The 16,161-nt window shown below is 46.2% G+C and carries 14 protein-coding genes; 6 read left to right on the top strand and 8 right to left on the bottom strand.

Annotated features, from left to right (window positions below; genetic code table 11):
• Window positions 1-23 precede the first annotated feature (23 nt).
• The 4 genes from JWH17_RS07220 to JWH17_RS07205 all read left to right on the top strand — a co-directional run bounded on the left by JWH17_RS07220 (window position 24) and on the right by JWH17_RS07205 (window position 6,747).
• A complete protein-coding gene (locus tag JWH17_RS07220; RefSeq protein WP_205221922.1) occupies window positions 24-1,544 on the top strand; it encodes a GGDEF domain-containing protein in 1,521 nt (506 codons plus the stop codon).
• Between the two features lie 639 nt (window positions 1,545-2,183).
• Window positions 2,184-3,692: a diguanylate cyclase domain-containing protein gene (locus tag JWH17_RS07215; RefSeq protein ID WP_205221921.1), complete on the top strand. Its 1,509-nt coding sequence runs from the start codon at window positions 2,184-2,186 to the stop codon at window positions 3,690-3,692.
• Window positions 3,693-3,774: 82 nt separating this feature from the next.
• Window positions 3,775-5,247, top strand: coding sequence for a flavin monoamine oxidase family protein (locus tag JWH17_RS07210; RefSeq protein WP_205221920.1), 1,473 nt, complete (start codon window positions 3,775-3,777; stop codon window positions 5,245-5,247).
• 261 nt (window positions 5,248-5,508) lie between these two features.
• The gene (locus tag JWH17_RS07205; protein WP_205221919.1) at window positions 5,509-6,747 is read left to right on the top strand and encodes a glycosyltransferase family 4 protein; all 1,239 of its coding nucleotides are present in this window, start codon (window positions 5,509-5,511) and stop codon (window positions 6,745-6,747) included.
• A gap of 13 nt (window positions 6,748-6,760) precedes the next feature.
• Here the strand turns inward: JWH17_RS07205 and JWH17_RS07200 are convergent, their stop codons facing one another.
• The 8 genes from JWH17_RS07200 to JWH17_RS07165 form a co-directional block, all read right to left on the bottom strand.
• Window positions 6,761-7,621: a protein phosphatase 2C domain-containing protein gene (locus JWH17_RS07200; protein ID WP_205221918.1), complete on the bottom strand. Its 861-nt coding sequence runs from the start codon at window positions 7,619-7,621 to the stop codon at window positions 6,761-6,763.
• Between the two features lie 324 nt (window positions 7,622-7,945).
• Window positions 7,946-8,647, bottom strand: a complete 702-nt coding sequence (locus tag JWH17_RS07195) for an ABC transporter ATP-binding protein (protein ID WP_205221917.1) — start codon at window positions 8,645-8,647, stop codon at window positions 7,946-7,948.
• Window positions 8,640-9,395 (bottom strand): ABC transporter ATP-binding protein, encoded by a 756-nt coding sequence (locus JWH17_RS07190; RefSeq protein WP_205221916.1) that lies wholly within the window; start codon window positions 9,393-9,395, stop codon window positions 8,640-8,642. Before JWH17_RS07190 ends, JWH17_RS07195 begins: the two co-directional genes overlap by 8 nt.
• Window positions 9,388-10,380: a branched-chain amino acid ABC transporter permease gene (locus JWH17_RS07185; protein WP_205221915.1), complete on the bottom strand. Its 993-nt coding sequence runs from the start codon at window positions 10,378-10,380 to the stop codon at window positions 9,388-9,390. The genes JWH17_RS07190 and JWH17_RS07185 overlap by 8 nt, the downstream gene beginning before the upstream one ends.
• Window positions 10,380-11,294 (bottom strand): branched-chain amino acid ABC transporter permease, encoded by a 915-nt coding sequence (locus JWH17_RS07180; RefSeq protein WP_205221914.1) that lies wholly within the window; start codon window positions 11,292-11,294, stop codon window positions 10,380-10,382. Before JWH17_RS07180 ends, JWH17_RS07185 begins: the two co-directional genes overlap by 1 nt.
• Window positions 11,295-11,353: 59 nt before the next feature.
• Window positions 11,354-12,514 (bottom strand): ABC transporter substrate-binding protein, encoded by a 1,161-nt coding sequence (locus JWH17_RS07175; RefSeq protein WP_205221913.1) that lies wholly within the window; start codon window positions 12,512-12,514, stop codon window positions 11,354-11,356.
• Window positions 12,515-12,784: 270 nt separating this feature from the next.
• Window positions 12,785-13,531, bottom strand: coding sequence for an N-acyl homoserine lactonase family protein (locus tag JWH17_RS07170; RefSeq protein WP_205221912.1), 747 nt, complete (start codon window positions 13,529-13,531; stop codon window positions 12,785-12,787).
• 21 nt (window positions 13,532-13,552) lie between these two features.
• Entirely contained in the window at window positions 13,553-13,756 is a 204-nt protein-coding gene (locus JWH17_RS07165; protein WP_205221911.1) for a hypothetical protein, read from the bottom strand.
• A 949-nt stretch (window positions 13,757-14,705) separates the two neighbouring features.
• Between JWH17_RS07165 and JWH17_RS07160 the strand changes: the two genes are divergently transcribed.
• Window positions 14,706-15,014, top strand: coding sequence for an MTH1187 family thiamine-binding protein (locus JWH17_RS07160; protein WP_205221910.1), 309 nt, complete (start codon window positions 14,706-14,708; stop codon window positions 15,012-15,014).
• Window positions 15,007-16,038, top strand: a complete 1,032-nt coding sequence (locus JWH17_RS07155) for an AIR synthase family protein (protein WP_205221909.1) — start codon at window positions 15,007-15,009, stop codon at window positions 16,036-16,038. Before JWH17_RS07160 ends, JWH17_RS07155 begins: the two co-directional genes overlap by 8 nt.
• The last annotated feature ends 123 nt before the right edge of the window (window positions 16,039-16,161 follow it).

Below are 16,161 nucleotides of genomic sequence, written 5' to 3'. Positions count from 1 at the left end.
GGATACTTTGCAGAGGGAAGAAATTGAAGAGATTTAGCATTTTTGTGTGTGAAAATTATATTCCTGAGTTCGAGTACCTGGTAAAGAAAGAACAGCTTGACGACATTGAACTGGTATCTTTTCCGACTTTTTGTGACGGCGGATTTACTCCGAATGAAATTTTCGACAACCCTGCGTTTCACAGAAGTTCTTATTCCAATGCAGTGTTGTTTTGTGGCCAAACTTGTCCTGCTCCGAAAAAAGCTTCAAATGGAGAAGGGTGGTTTCAAATAGTTGAATCTCCTTACTGTTATTCTAACTTGATAGGAAAACGATTTTGCCGTTTTTTTGCTGAAGAGGGGTATTATGTTGTTAGCTTAGGTTGGCTTAATAAATGGGATTTCCATTTGAAACGCCAAGGTTTTACCCAGGGAACTGCCAGGGAATATTATAAGAGTTGGTGCCGTAAGTTGTTGTTTCTTGATTCTGGAATTGATGGTGCGGCCAAAGATAGACTTGATAAACTCTCTGCATATTTGGAAATACCTAATCAAACTATCCCGGTAAATATAAATTCTTTGCGGTTGTTGGTCAAAGAGAAGCTTTATGCCTGGAAATTAAAACACAGCTTCCCCAGCATCAATAAGGATAGTCAAGTACGAGAGATTCAGGAACAAAATGCCAATAATGCGGCAGCACTCCACATTATCTCCCGAATTGCAATGGCTGGATACAAGAGAGATGTAATTTCCATGCTGGATGAATTTTGGCTGCTTATCTTTGGCGCCACCCGGAGCCGCTATTGGCCGGATGCCGATCCAGAGTCTGATTGCCCAGACCGCATTAAAAACTTAGAATTACCAGATGGGCAGTCGTTTATACTGGATGATGAAACCACAACCTTATACGCTCCGCTTAAATTGGGTGGAAATAATTACGGGGTTTTTGAGGCGGGCGGCTTTCTTTTCCCACAGAATATCAGTAAATACAATGAGCTTTTTAATTCAGTTATAAAAATCGCGGCGTTAGCTATCTCTAATGCCCAGCGTTATGAAGAGCTGGTTGCCTCTCGGAATCAGTATGAGTACATAAGCTATCACGACGATCTGACTGGATTGTACAATCGAGCTTACTATAACAAATTATGTTCTACACTTTCCCTCTCTTATCCTGGAGGAGTATTTGTAATTGATGTTGATGGATTAAAAAATGTCAACGATACACATGGTCACTCTGCGGGGGATACTTTAATACAAGTTGCTGCAAGTACTTTAAGAAAGATTTTTCGGGCCAAGGACGTTGTTATACGACTCGGGGGCGATGAATTTGTGGTTATCATAGAGGATTGTGACGAGCAACAAGCAGAAACCCTTCTACGACGTCTGCAGCAGAATATGTCAGCGGTAGATACAACATTGCATGATGTCGAATTAAGTATGTCTATTGGCTACTTCGTCACGGAAAGTGAGGAAGATAGTCTTGAAGAGATGGTGCATAAGGCCGATTCCAAAATGTACGAGCATAAACGAATAAAGAAAGAGGGGCTTTCTTACCGGGGAGAATAATCTAATTGTCCTTTGCACAGGCTGCGTTGCGAATCTTTGACAGCCGTTTGGAAGGTGCGATATTGGAAATGGCGGAGAGTGAGCAAAGAAAAAGTACCCCTGATAGGACAGCCGTACAAAAACTTGTTACTCCCTAGAGTCTAATGTGTTCCTTTACCGTGCATTTGCGTACGAATCTGGGTGGTACCTTTATACGCCTACACATCGAGTCTGTCTTCCAGGCTGTGATTGCAGCTGCACAGTCGTGCCGTTCCACGCCACTTTCCCTTTTTCTATGATCTAATGGCGCTCAGTAATTTTAAAGAGAGCCTGAATGTTTTTACCAACGACCAAAACAGCCGATCCCTTTGCCTTCAATGTCTCTAACCCATGCCAAGTTTATTGTCGTGCAAGCTTTGATAACATTGATTTGAGTGTAAAGAACAGGCCACTAAGGTAGAAAATTTTAATTAAAAATCAAATTGCTACGCGTCTTGAATTACAGCCTTGCGTGAGCTTGATGGTTTATGAGATACTCATCTGAAGATGAGAAGCAACAGTCGGTGGATGGGATTCCTATGCTGTTTTTTCTGGTTGAGATGTTGTGCAGTGTTTAAGGGGTACTCCGAATTTTGAGTTGTTTAACGACAAGGGTGAAAAATGATTGGAGCTGAAAAGCAGGTTGAAAGACAAACACCGCTTCGTCGATATGGTGACATAACTGTCCGGTCGTCAAATGCTCATATCGCTCGTCTCGCTTTTCTGCTTGCCAGTGTTCTTATCATTCTGGCCTCAATATCGCTGGTTTTCATCGGCCGAATTGCCTCGAAAGAGGCAGATCGCATAGCCATCGCCGATCAGCAGCTTCTGCTTGCAAATGCTCTTGATAATTGGTTTGTCATTATTCGCAGGGATCAGTTAAGTCTTGCCCGCTGGGATAAAGCTGTTCGAAAGATAAGTCTTCGCTTTGATGAAGATTTTGTGGTTGATGAATTTATCGATTCCCTCTGGTTTGATTTTGGTCTGGACCGAAACTTGCTCGTTGGGCCGAACAACAATATCCTTGTCAATTCGCGAGGCGAAGAAGTGCAGTTTGGTGCCGGCGTTCTTGCTGAAACTGATTCGCTATGCAGGTTTGTTGAAGAGGCGCGGGCACAGTATTTTAAAAATAGGATAATCTTGGCAGGTGGTTACGGACAGCAATCGATTAGCTCCGGAACACTCCATAGCCATACTGTTCATGGTTTCCTTGAATTGGACGATAAGGTTTCCCTTGTTCATGCCATGGCCGTAGTTCCTGATGATGGCAACTCCGTCTTGCCGGATGGAAATCCTGTAATACTGATTTCAGCCCTCTATCTTGATAGTGAGCTGATCGAAGAGCTGAATGCCCAGCTTGCATTTTCACATATGAAGTTTGGACTGCAATCTGCAGCATCCGCATCTTTGAACCATCACCCTGTTACATCACCGGCTGGTGAAGCACTGGGAGTTTTTTCCTGGCAGGGTAATCTTCCAGGGGGGCATATTTGGGAGACCGTTATCCCGGTAATCGCGGTACTGGCTGTTATGCTGGGTGCGGTGGCTTTTATTATTGCCTGGCGGATTGGCAAGTTGACCGTTTCCCTTGCAAAAAGTGAGGAGCAAAATCGTTTTCTGGCCATGCACGATACTCTCTCCGGCCTTGCCAATCGTCTCCAGTTTATGCGGGCCTTAACAGCCGCACTGGAGCGTCTGCCTGAGGTTCCTTTTTCGCTTGTGCAGTGTGACCTCGATAAATTCAAACAGGTCAATGATACACATGGGCATGGGGCTGGTGATACGGTGATTAAGGTTGTAGCCAAACGTCTGACAGCTGCGGTTCAAGGTGTTGGCCTGGTCTGCCGAGTTGGAGGTGATGAGTTTGTGATCCTTCTCGATCTTGTAGAACGTTCTGCTCTTGAAACGGTGGCAGCACGGATCATTGCTGATGTCTGTCAGCCTATAGAAGTTGAGCATGGAGTTTTTGCCCGAGTTGGAGTCAGTCTTGGAATTGCCACCGCTCCATCCCATGGAGATATTGCGGAATCACTCATGGCGGTTGCAGATTCAGCATTATATCAGGCGAAGGAACAGGGGCGAAATAGGGCTGTTTTTGTTGAAGATGTACTAGAACAGTATGTGGGGTAGTCAGGATTTGAGGTCGGCGAATGCAACTATTTGAAGATGAAGAAATGCGGGAAGTTCAAACTCCGGCGGGTGAGGTGGCCTTGTGATACACTTTATAATTTTGTTTCTTATTTGCTTCTTACCCTGTGCTGCCTTGGGAGCAGGAGAGGTTAATGATACGCCGAAGGTGTATGATGTCGTCATAGTTGGCGGTGGCATAGCAGGGCTAACTGCTGCCTATAACCTGGACGATTACGATGTCCTCCTTCTGGAAATGAAAAAAGAGGTCGGCGGCAGGGCATCAACGGGTCAGTATCGGACAGTTTCCTTTGCTAGAGGAGCTGAATATCTGGGTAAGCCAGAAGATGCCTTGGCTGAGATGATTGACGAATTGGGCCTGACCCTTCGCGAGATACCGGCTCCGGCCGATATTGTTTTTCGTGGTGGAAAGTTTTATGTCGGTGAACTTGGTAAGGCTCGCCTGCTTGTAGAAAAGAGTAATATTGGCGAGTTTAACCGTTTTGCCCGACGTTTACAGGAAATGTATGACACATATGATGAAATTCCGGATATTTCTCTGAAAGGCGAATTGGCCAGGATGGACAACATAACGGCAAAACAATGGTTTGACGAAAATCACTTTCCTCAGATTTACCATGAGGTTTATAATGTTACTGCAAGAGGCCTCTTTGGGGCTGCTCTTGATGAAATTTCAGCTCTTGCAGTACTGCCTGAGTTTGCCTTTGATTTTGATGGTTTTGAAGGCGTAGACGATGAAGATGAGTTGGCGCTGGAGTTGTCTGAGACCGATGGTTCCACCGGCATGTATACCTTTGATAAAGGTATTGGTGCAATTCCTGTTGCCCTGAGCCAGGATCTGGGTGATTCGATCCGGACAAATACCCGAGTGACGGCCATCGCAAGGGTAGGAGAGTTGTTTGAGGTTAGCTGTATAGAGAATGGTAACAAGGAACTCTCCTACCGGGCTGAAGCTGTGATCATTGCAACCTCCGCAGCTGTTGCGCTTGATATCGGTGATGGGGCTCTCAGCGGTCGGCAACGGCAATTACTTAGCAGTGTTGAATATGCCCCTTACGCGACCATAGCTTTATTCAGCGACAGCCCGATCTTTGACAAAGGGTTTGATCTGGCCATCGAAGATGGCAATATCCTTACAGACATTTATTATGCCTCATGGGTTGCAGACCATTACCTACCACGTAAAGGAGAGAACCGTGACGCCTGGGGTTCAGTTATCTGTGCTGCCCCGAAATCGTATAGGGACCACAGTCTATTGGAGTTGAGTGACAAGGAATTGCTGAGTGAAGTCCTCGTCGCGATCGACAAAGTCCTGCCTGGTTCCTCCGCACACGTGGTCGGACATGAGATCACCCGTTTCAGACATGGCTTTCCTGTGATGACTCCCGGCAGTTACCAGCGGATGGTAGAACTTGATAAGGTAGATGGACAAGGTTTGATCCTGGCTGGTGATTATCTTATCTATCCGACCTTTGAGGCGGCAGCCTCATCAGGGTATTTGGCAGCCGAAAAAGCCATCGAGTGGCTTTCGGATTAGCTTGCAGTTCAAACCAGACGCGGGAGAGTCTTTACTTCGCTTAGTTTTGAGTTGTCAGGCTTTGATAAGAGAGGGGCGGGTAGAGGAAGGGAGGAACTGTTTTTCGAAGGAAAAAAGGTAAAATGAACTGCAAGACTGCCAGCCTTATAAAAAGCTCGATCCATAGCAATGAATACGGGGAGATAGTATATTACAAACGACTTCAAACTGAAAAACGCTCCGAAAACAACCTGATGTGCTTAACAGCTAAAAAAGCATCCCATGAGAATCCTGCATCTTATAAGCCAGCATCCTGAAAGCACCGGCTCCGGCTATTACCTTCGTAATGTTATCGCACGCGCTGCAGCCCATGGCCATACAAATGGCCTTGTTGCGGGTTTGAGCGGGACAATGGAGGTAGAGCTTGAACACGTTGTACCGGAACATTGCCATTTCGTACGTTTTGAAGCCGGTGGTCCGGATTTCACCATCCCTGGGATGAGCAATGTTATGCCATACCCCAGTTCTCGCTTTTGTGACCTGACCAACGAACAACTCGATACCTATGAAGATGCCTTTGCAAAAGTCCTGTCTCTGGCTGTTGCGTCTTTTGCTCCGGACTTGATTCACAGCCATCATCTCTGGCTTGCCACTTCGGTTGCGTTTCGAAAATTTCCAAAAATTCCATTGGTCACCTCATGTCATTCCACAGATCTCCGTCAAATTCTCCAATGTACACATTTGCACGAACGGGTTCTTGAACCGTGTAGATCCCTTGACCATATTTTAGCGCTCAGTATTGCGCAGAAGGAACATATCAGACAGCTCATCAAGCTAACGGATGAAAAAATCGCTGTTATTGGAGCAGGTTTTGATCCCGAAATCTTTAGGATGAAAGACAAAGAAAGCGCGCCTCCAGTGAAATTGCTCTACGCTGGTAAGCTCAGTTTTGCCAAAGGAGTGGATCGGCTACTTGAAGTGTTCACGACCATGGATACTACCAACCTGCACCTGCATCTTGCTGGGTCAGGGAGTGGGAAGGAGAAAGAGAGGTGTCTTGAACTTGCTGCGAAGTTGCCTCACAAAATAACGGTCCACGGTGCAATCGACCAATCCAGATTAGCAGAACTCATGGGGAGATGTCACATTTTTATTCTCCCTTCCTGGTACGAAGGCTTACCGCTTGTTCTCCTTGAAGCGATCAGTTGTGGGTGCAGGGTCATCACCACGGAACTGTCCGGCTGCATGGAGTTGTTGGGTCAGGCTGATAGCGATCATGTCCGATTTCTACCGCTGCCGTCGATGAAGAACGTTGATACACCAGAAAAAACAGAACTGCCAATCTTTGACAGCCGTTTGGAAGATGCGATATTGGAAATGGCAGGGCGTGTGCAAAGAAAAAGTACCCCAGATAGGGAAGCAGTACAAAAACTTGTTACTCCGTACAGTCTTGAAGGCTTCTTTTTGAAAATTGAAGAGATTTATGAAAGGATTGTAGGTGAAAAACCTTTGCAAATGTGACCAGGCTAAAATTTTAACAGCTGATCGACACTGCTGCGATGTCGTCATGGGTTTTAAAGCGAGGATAGCGTCTGTTATCAGGGTCCCGGCGCTCTACATCTCTTACGTAATCCCGTACTTCTTTTAAACCTCCGGCCTGATACAAGTCTACAAAACAGGCCCAGTCATGAGGTGCTTCCGGATTTTCACGGGGGATGAGCAAGCCATCTGTAAAAAGCAGCACATCAGTGACCTCCGCAAGTGAGATGCTCCCGCTTTGGACAAAGTTGAGCGCTTCATTCTCTCCATTAAGCACACCATAATCAATGTTCATTCGTGATCGTACTTTGAGGATTTGCTCTGATAGGACCTCATAAATGGAACACTTGTCACCACTGTATGCCTTCCACATGGAGAGTGTTTCTCGGTCGATATCCATTTCTTGAGTCAGCAACCTATAACCACCATCCTCTGTAAGGATAAGGATGGAAGCATCTCCCAAAGAACAATACTCTAGCCTATCCTCTGTTAATCGAACAACTGCAAGGCTTGTAGACCAAAGACCATACCGTTGGTCGCTTGCGACTCCGGCATCTTCCTGGACTATACGAAGGCGGTTATTTGCCTCCACTACACTTGTATACAGATCATGCCCATTTTTACGAAAGGATTCAGCGGCAAGTGCTGCGGCAATATACCCACCAGTTAGCCCCTGGCTATATCTTCTTTTAGATAAAGACGTGGCTCCGTCAAAAACTCCGTACAGGCCATCATCATTGAGAAACAGATCTTCATTGGTTTCCCCGCTACCTTTTTCATGTACGACTTGCACATCCGGCAGCTGTAGCGAGGGATATGAGGATGGTGTGAAAGATGGTTCAATTGTAAATTGCATAGGTTTTTACTATTTGTGAATTATCGATTGTCCTATGATAACCACCCTGGCGATTATTACAAATATGGAATTTCTATCCGGTCGAGAGTTTGGATTAAGATTCCTTATAAATATGGATTTACGACAGAGGAATGGAGTATCCAGTTTGTAACTGAACTGCGAAGCAGCGTGGATGCGTTATGCTTATCCACACTACGTAACAGACGGATAACCGACGAAAAAGTAAGTGCAGATTTTGTGGAGAACCGGTGGACGATATTAGCGCAATCTACCTGGCCATTGATTCGCGTATTAACATTTCCTGACAAATCTGGATGCTACCCTTTATACGCCAAGAAATTGAGTCTGCAATTCAGGCTGTGATTGCAGTTGTGAAGTAGTGCCAGTCCATACCACTTTCCCTTTTTCTATGATGTAATGGCGTTCTGCAATTTTGAAGAGGGCTTGGATGTTTTTATCGACCACCAAAATAGCCAATCCCTTAGCTTTCAATATCCCTAGCCCGTGCCAAATTTCTTGTCGCACAAGCGGGGCGAGCCCTTCAGTGGCTTCGTCCAGGATAAGGAGGCGAGGATTTATCATTAATGCTCTGCCGATAGCGAGCATTTGTTGTTCGCCGCCGGAGAGTTGGTTGCCGTAATTATTTAACCGCTCACCGAGCCGGGGGAAGATGGTCAGTATATCAGCGAGGGTATAGGGTGATGATGAATGGGTATAATCGGCAGCAGTAGCCAGTAAGTTCTCCCGTACCGTTAGAGTGGGGAAAATTTGTCTCCCTTCAGGTACAAGTCCTATCCCCAATCTTGCAATAGAATAACTAGGGCTACGATCAATAGATTTGCCGAGAAAGGATATCTTTCCCTTAGATATAGGCGTCAGCCCCATTATTGAGGAGATGGTAGTACTTTTTCCCATTCCGTTTCGGCCAAGCAATGTTACCACCTCACCTTCCATGAGGTTGAGGGTTACTCCAAACAGGGCCTGGCTTTGCCCATAATAGGTTTCGATACTATCGACCTTAAGCATCTACGGATTCTCCAAGATAGGCGGCCTGCACTTCTTTGTTAGTCCGTACATTGGTGGGTGAATCTGTTAATATATTGTGGCCATACACCAGGACCGTCACCATATCTGCCAATGAAAAAACCACATCCATGTCGTGTTCTACCAAAAGAATGGTTACCGAGCCTTTAAGGCTGGAAATTAATTTGGAGAGTTCAACCGTGCCCCCAGAGCCCATACCAGCCATGGGTTCATCAAGGATAAGCAGCTCCGGATTGCCGACAAGGGCCATACCAACTTCAAGCTGCCGTTTTTCGCCGTGCGAAAGATGGCTTGCCTTTAACCTGGCTCGATGGCCAAGATCGACTCTTGCCAGCGCATTATCAAGATTTGCTGTAACGATACTGCTTTTCAAGCTGTTTCGCCAAAAATGAAAACTGTGACCGTTGCGGGCATTAATTGCGAGGGCCATATTTTCAGCGACGGTCAGATTTTCGAAAATATGGGTTATTTGAAAAGAGCGGGCTATTCCGAGACGGGCACGCTTGTAATCGCTCATGCGGGTAATTTCACAGGATTTATATATTATCCTGCCACTATCGGGAAAGATATCACCGGTAAGTTGATTGACGAGCGTGGTTTTCCCGGCTCCGTTGGGACCTATCAGCGCGTGTATATGTCCTTTTTCAATATTTAAATGAAGATCTTGGGTTGCCTGAATGGCACCATAGGATTTGTTGAGGCTAGCAACTTCAAGAAGCATTTCAGCCATGATCTTTTCCCCCTCCAACAAGCACGCCGTAAAGCCCTCTTTTGGCAAAGATGACAACCAGTATCAGAAACGGACCGAGGTAGAGCATCCAATGTTCCGTATACATGGCAAGAAATTCTTCTAAAAGCAGAAATGCTGCTGCTCCCAACACTGGGCCAAACAAGGTGCCGAGTCCTCCAAGCAGCACCATTACCATCAACTCGCCGGAAAGGGTCCAGTGCATAAGACCGGGACTGACGTATTCGGTTTGGTTTGCAAGCAAGGCTCCTGCTAATCCGGCACCAGCCCCGGCAATGACAAAGCAGGCAAGTTTATACCCATAGGCATTTATGCCAAGCGCATTGATACGTCGCTCATTATTACTGCAGCCGCGAATGACTATTCCAAAAGGCGATGCCACAAGACGGGTCGTAAAGAGGAGAAAAAGTGAAAGCAGCAGGAGGCAGAGATAGTAAAACTGGAGGTCGTTGCCCAGGTCTAAGCCGGGAAGGGTTGATCGTGCATACAACGATAATCCATCATCGCCGCCATATTTTTCAAGAGAAACAAAAAAATAATAGATCATCTGCGCAAAGGCCAGGGTGATCATGATAAAATGCATCCCCTTGGTCCGTAAACTGAGCGCGCCAATGACAAGGGCAAAGATGGCGGATACAAGAACGGCCAGAGGGATCACTATCAGCCCGTTTTCACTGCCTTGTACAGTAAAAGGGTGGGTAAGCAGTGGTTCCATCTCTGCTGAATGGTAAAAAAATATGCCGACAACATATGAGCCGATGCCGACAAAGGCAGCATGGCCCAGGCTTATCATTCCGGAAAATCCGAGTAGCAAATCAAGGCTTACTGCTGCAATGGCATAAATTAGGATTCGGGAAAACAAAGAGATATAATACTCCTGGCCAAGCATGGACGCCGCAATGGGGAGTATTGCCAAAAGGAGAGCAACCGCTGCTATACAAACGTATTTTCGAAATAAAGGATTCATTAACTGTGGGCAGGGAAAAGGCCCTTAGGTTTCCAGACAAGGATTGCAGCCATGAGTATATAAATGGCCATGGATGAAAGCGATGCCGCTGCACTGTCTGCGGTTGCAGAATCAAACAGAAAACGGAAGAGTGCTGGTAAAAATGCTCTGCCCATGGTGTCTACCAGACCAACCAGTAACGCCCCGGCAACAGCACCGCGAATAGACCCGATTCCCCCTATAACAATCACAACAAAGGTAAGAATGAGAATGCTTTCTCCCATGCCCGATTCAACGGCGAGGATGGGTCCGGCCATCACTCCTGCCAGTCCGGCAAGTGCGGTTCCCATGCCGAAAACAAGCGTGTAGAGCAGCTTGATATTAACGCCGAGAGCACCTATCATGTCACGATTGGAAGCGCCTGCTCTGATCTGCATTCCGATTCGTGTTCGCGAAAAAATGAGCCATAGTACCAGGGCGACCAGAATGCCCACACCGATAACAGCCAGCCTGTAGGTCGGATAAAAAAGACCGGGCAACAACTCAATGTTGCCGCTGAGCCAGGGGGGGACATCCATAAACAACGGTTGACGTCCCCAGATAATGCGGGTGAGCTCATTAAAGAACATGATAAGACCAAAAGTGGCAAGTACCTGATCCAGATGTTCTCGATTGTACAACTTTCTGAGCACAATGATCTCAACCACCATGCCGCAGACCGCAGAAGCGGGCAGGGCGGCTGCAATGCCGAGTAGGAAAGAGCCGGTATATACAGTCACCGTTGCCCCTACATAGGCACCAATCATGTAAAATGAGCCATGGGCAAGGTTGATCACCTGCATAATGCCGAAAACCAGGGTTAACCCGGCAGACATTAAAAACAGGGTGATTCCAAACTGGAGCCCATTAAGGAGTTGTTCAACGACAAGTAGCATAGACTGTGAGAGGGCCGGTTAACGGCCCTCTATTTATATATATTGTATGGTGCCTACACTTACATTTTGCACTCGGCTGCGTAGGCATCGATATGATTTGAAAAAACTTTTTTAACGGTTTTGTTCGTATAGCCACCGTTTTCAGTCTCTATAACTTCTCGAATATAGACGTCCTGTACGGGATGTTGGTTCACGCCAAAGCTGAAGTTGCCACGAACAGACGCAAAATCAGCCTTTTTGAGCTCGGCCTTGAAAGCATCCAGGTCCTCGATGTTGCCTTTTACTGCTTTGAGTGCACTGCCGATCAGACGGGCAGTATCATATCCCTGTGCAGCATAAAGAGTAGGCATGCGGCCGTATTTTTCCTGATATGCCTTGACGAATTCGACATTGGCAGCGTTATCCAGATCATGGGTCCACTGGGAACCGTTTTTCACGCCAAGAGCGGCAGGGCCAACGGCTTTGAGAATGCGCTCGTCAAAGGAAAATGCAGGACCGTAGACGGGAATTTCTTTGCTGAGGCCTGCCTGTGCGTATTGCTTTAAAAAATTGATCCCCATTCCACCAGGGAGAAAGAAAAAGACCGCTTCCGGTTTGGCAGCTCTTAACGCTGCAATTTCCGCTGCATAGTCAGACTGACCGAGCTTTGTATACACCTCGCCGACTATCTTCCCAGTATAAAAACGTTTAAAACCTGCGAGGTGATCTTTGCCCGCAGGGTAATTTGGGGCAATAAGGTACGCTGTTTTATGACCAGCCTCGGTTACATATTGGCCAACAACTTCATCAAGATTGTCATTTTGATAGGAAACACTAAAATAGTTGGGGTTACATCCTTTGCCTGCCAGCTTAGAGGGCGCCGCATTGGTGCTGAGATACACCACATTCTGGCGGACTACCTTTGGCACCACTGCCATGGCAACGTTTGAAAAAACGATGCCCGTAAGGATGTGCGCCTTTTCTTTTTTGATGAACCTTTCCGCTATCTGTTTCCCTTTTTCAGGTTTTCTGCCGTCATCCTCAACCATAAGTTCAACCGGAATGCCACCGAGTGTACCCGCCCCCTGTTCGATTGCTAATGCGAAACCATCGCGGATATCCTCGCCCAGGTATCCTGCTTTTGTTGATAGGGTTGTTACCATTCCAATTTTTAAGGTGGCAGCGGTAGAAAGCTGCACAATAGTAAAAAGCAACAATAACGTGAGGCCGATTTTTTTCATTTTTTACTCCTTGTAATGGTTACGTACAGGTGACACAAAAAAACATGTCCGTTGAGAATGCCTCCACGGTCACGCCCGTCAGGTGATTGTATATAACGGTCTGGGGAATTTACCAGCGCAGGGGTGAGAGTCGTTTTGTGAATGTTTCTATGTGTAGAAACTAGAAAAAGATAAGAAAAGTTGCAAGCAAAATAATTGAACAAAGCTTTTCGCAAGGTGGGAAAGAGCACTTTGCCTGAACGGCAAAGTGCTCACTGGCGAGGTGGAAAATTATGGGATGGAATGAACAGCTGCAAATTTTGGTTCATGCAGTGGAATAAGAATGTCTGCCATATCCTTGATTTTAAGCATAATATCGTAAGAATCAAAAGCGTTGACCAAGGTGCCTGGCGGAATTACATCCATCTCCATTGCTCGAATCTCAATGGGGGGTTCAAAATTTTCCTGGATAACACAAAAACCGGTAATGATGGCTTTTCCTTTACTGGTTTCAATGGCTACACTCATCCCGCCTTCCGTATGGACGGGCGTGTGGATGCAGTTAATACCTGGGAGCACTTCAGTGTCTTGTGTCATCACCTGCAGTTGCCCATTATCCTCGGCATCCTGAATATAATCTTCCAAGTAACGAAAATCCAATGGATGTGGATTATGGATGTGTTCTAATTCTTGTTGATGCACATAGATTTTGGCATTGGTACACTTAAAATCATTTTCACAATGATCGTTATGGAGATGGGTATGGATTACAATATCTATGGCTTCGGGCGTTAGATCAAATTGTTTCAAACCTTGTTCAAAGGTATAAATCTTACCACCGATTGCCTTTTCCCTGGCCTCGGACTGAATAGGACTGATCTCGCCGGTATCAACCAATATATTTTTGTCGCCACCCTTTATATACCAGCTGTAGATGGGGATGGTGTAGGTCTCGCCTGCGCCATGCTGGTAGGTCATCATACTTTTATCGAATACTTTGGTGCCTACGACAATGGGATGGATGGTATAGGTTGCCAATATATTTCCTCCTTGTACAGATTAATTACGTCGCCCGCCCATACCTCCACCACCGCGTCCTTTACCGCCGCCTGTTCCATCACGACGACCCTGTCCGCCGCCTCGGCCTAACCCTCTGCCTCCATTTGGTCTCGGGGTGTTGTCTTTTTGTTGCCCCTGGTCGTTTTGTTTTTGATCGTTCCCGGACTTGCTACCTACCAGACTCTTATCATTGTCCTGTGGCATATCTTTTAACCTCCTCAATAAAAAAGCTCGCTGTGGTAAATGCGCTACTGGAGTAGTAATGCAGTACAATAAAAATTGTTTTGTGCATATACTCGGGGTGTAACGCCAAATAGAAAAATTGGCAAAGGGTATTTCAAAAAAGATATAAAGCACTCACAAATACTCGTCGTAAGGCGACCAGTGCAAACCGGACTGAAATGTTCTTTCTGTAGATTGTTTAGGTCATGTCGAACAGTAGAAAAAGATGATAAAGCAGGTTTTTGAAAGATAAACTTTTGGTGTTTTATCAAGTTTTGAGAGGCGTGGATTACAGGTTGAGTCTCAAATCATCATAGAGAGGGGAAATATCGCCTGTAGAAAATTCAATTTTTGGAGACATCGTATAGGTGAGAAGAGCCAGGCAAGCCATAAAAGGTTATTTTTTGATAAATTAATGTCCCCTGCACTGACCAGCACTTTCTTTCTATAATGGTAAAAGAGGGTTGTGACAAAGCAATGCCAGGAAGAAGTTTCGGAATAGATACTGTTGCAAGGAGCAAATCTCGCCGACATGTTTTTATGCGATTGGCAGTATCTCATAAAAACAATATCAGTCTGGGGTTAGGTGGAAACAATTGTAACAGTACGTCCTCTTAACGTATCCCGAATTAGTGTAGATGTTTCGTCACCTTTTAACACAGACCGATTACCACAATGTCACTATTCTCGGTTGCTACGACGATATTATCGCATAAATAGTTCATGGTTTGTTCTTTAAATTTTGTTACACGTGCCTATAATGCGAATGCTTTAATCAGGCCTTGATTTCTTCCACAAGGTAGTTTTGTTTGAGTTGGCCCAATATTTTCTGTTGGACGCTATATCTGATGCAAACGAGTACTTCAAACCGCACTATAGACTGAATCGGAGCCAAGTCTGCATCAAAAATAATAAAAAAATGAGGTGTTTCATGTTGGCAAGTTTTGCAATCCTGCCCTGCGGGGTGGGGCAAGAATTAAAGGAACATGTGGCTGCAGTGGTAAAGTTGGTTGCAGACTCAGGCTTGGAGTATAAGTTGGGAGCTATGCAGACTACCATTGAAGGTGAGCAATCAGATGTGATGGAATTGATAATGAAATGCCATAACCTGATGATGGAGCGGGCACCTCGAGTACTCACCTCTATTACCCTCGACGATCGCAAGGGGGCAACTGGTCGCATGGAAGGCAAAGTTGCTGATGTCGAGGCGGTTTTACAAAGGCGGGTTAGTCATGAGTAATCTAGTGGGCAAACCCAGCCCTTCAAGGTTAGAGAAGTTGGTGCAAGGGGCACTGGGAAAACCGTCCGACCAAGTACTGATTGGACCCGGTCCGGGACTTGATGCAGCGATCCTGAAAACTACAGATGGTAGGGTAATGGCTATTGCCGAAGATCCGATCTTTCCTGCTCCAGGGCTTCCGTTGGAAATTATGGGCTGGTTCACAGTCCATATTGGAGCCAGTGATGTGGCTGTGACCGGCATTAAACCTGAATTCATGACCTATACCCTTTTATTACCTCCTGGATGTCCGGAGGAGGACGCCCGTACCATTATCAATTCTATCTCTGATGCCGCCAAAGAGTTAGACATTTCTATTGTCGGTGGTCATACCGGATGGTATGGAGCTGTAACCGTACCAACTGTTGGTGGCGTAACAGTCTGGGGTACGGCGGATATGGATAGTTGGGTGTCTCCTGGTGGCGCTAAGGATGGCGATATAATTCTGATGACCAAAGGGCCGTGCATTGAGGCCGCAGCTCTGCTTTCCATTGTTCACCAAGAACGGCTCGCAAAAAAACTTTCCCCAGAGCACCTTGACATCCTCCGATCCAGGGTGGATGAGATTACCGTTGTTGAGGATGCTCTGCAGGCTTTTAAAGTCGGCGGAGTTCATGCCATGCACGATGCCACCGAAGGTGGCGTGCAGGGGGGATTGTGGGAGATGTCCACTGCTGCGGGAATCCCGGTCATGGTCGATTTTGACCAGATAGCTCTTCCTGCAGATATCGCTGCCTTGGCAAAGGAATTGGGTTTTGATCCCTGGCAAGCCATCAGTGAGGGAACTCTTCTGGCAGCGGTTGCACCTGCCCAGGTCGAAGAGGTGCAGCAGGTATGGAAAAATATTGGCATTGAGAGCTTTGTACTTGGCAGCTTTGATGCCGGCCTAAAGGAAAACATGGTTCGTAGGGAAAAGCAGGTACAACTTCTAACCGAACCGGACACCGACCCATTTTGGGAGCTGTTTTTTGCGGGTTTGAACTAAATTGCCAGTGTTGACTGGTCTGAAAAACTAGACTATTTGATGAAAATCAGGTATGCCCCATAGTGCAGCAAATGCAAAGAAAAAAGCCATCATGAATGGTGGCTTTGAAAGTGTGCCTAAAGT

The sequence above is a fragment of the Desulfogranum marinum genome (genome assembly GCF_016918565.1).
GTDB lineage: Bacteria > Desulfobacterota > Desulfobulbia > Desulfobulbales > Desulfobulbaceae > Desulfogranum > Desulfogranum marinum.
The sequence above is the reverse complement of the archived record's forward strand: the minus strand, read 5'-3'. Positions and strand labels throughout refer to the sequence as shown.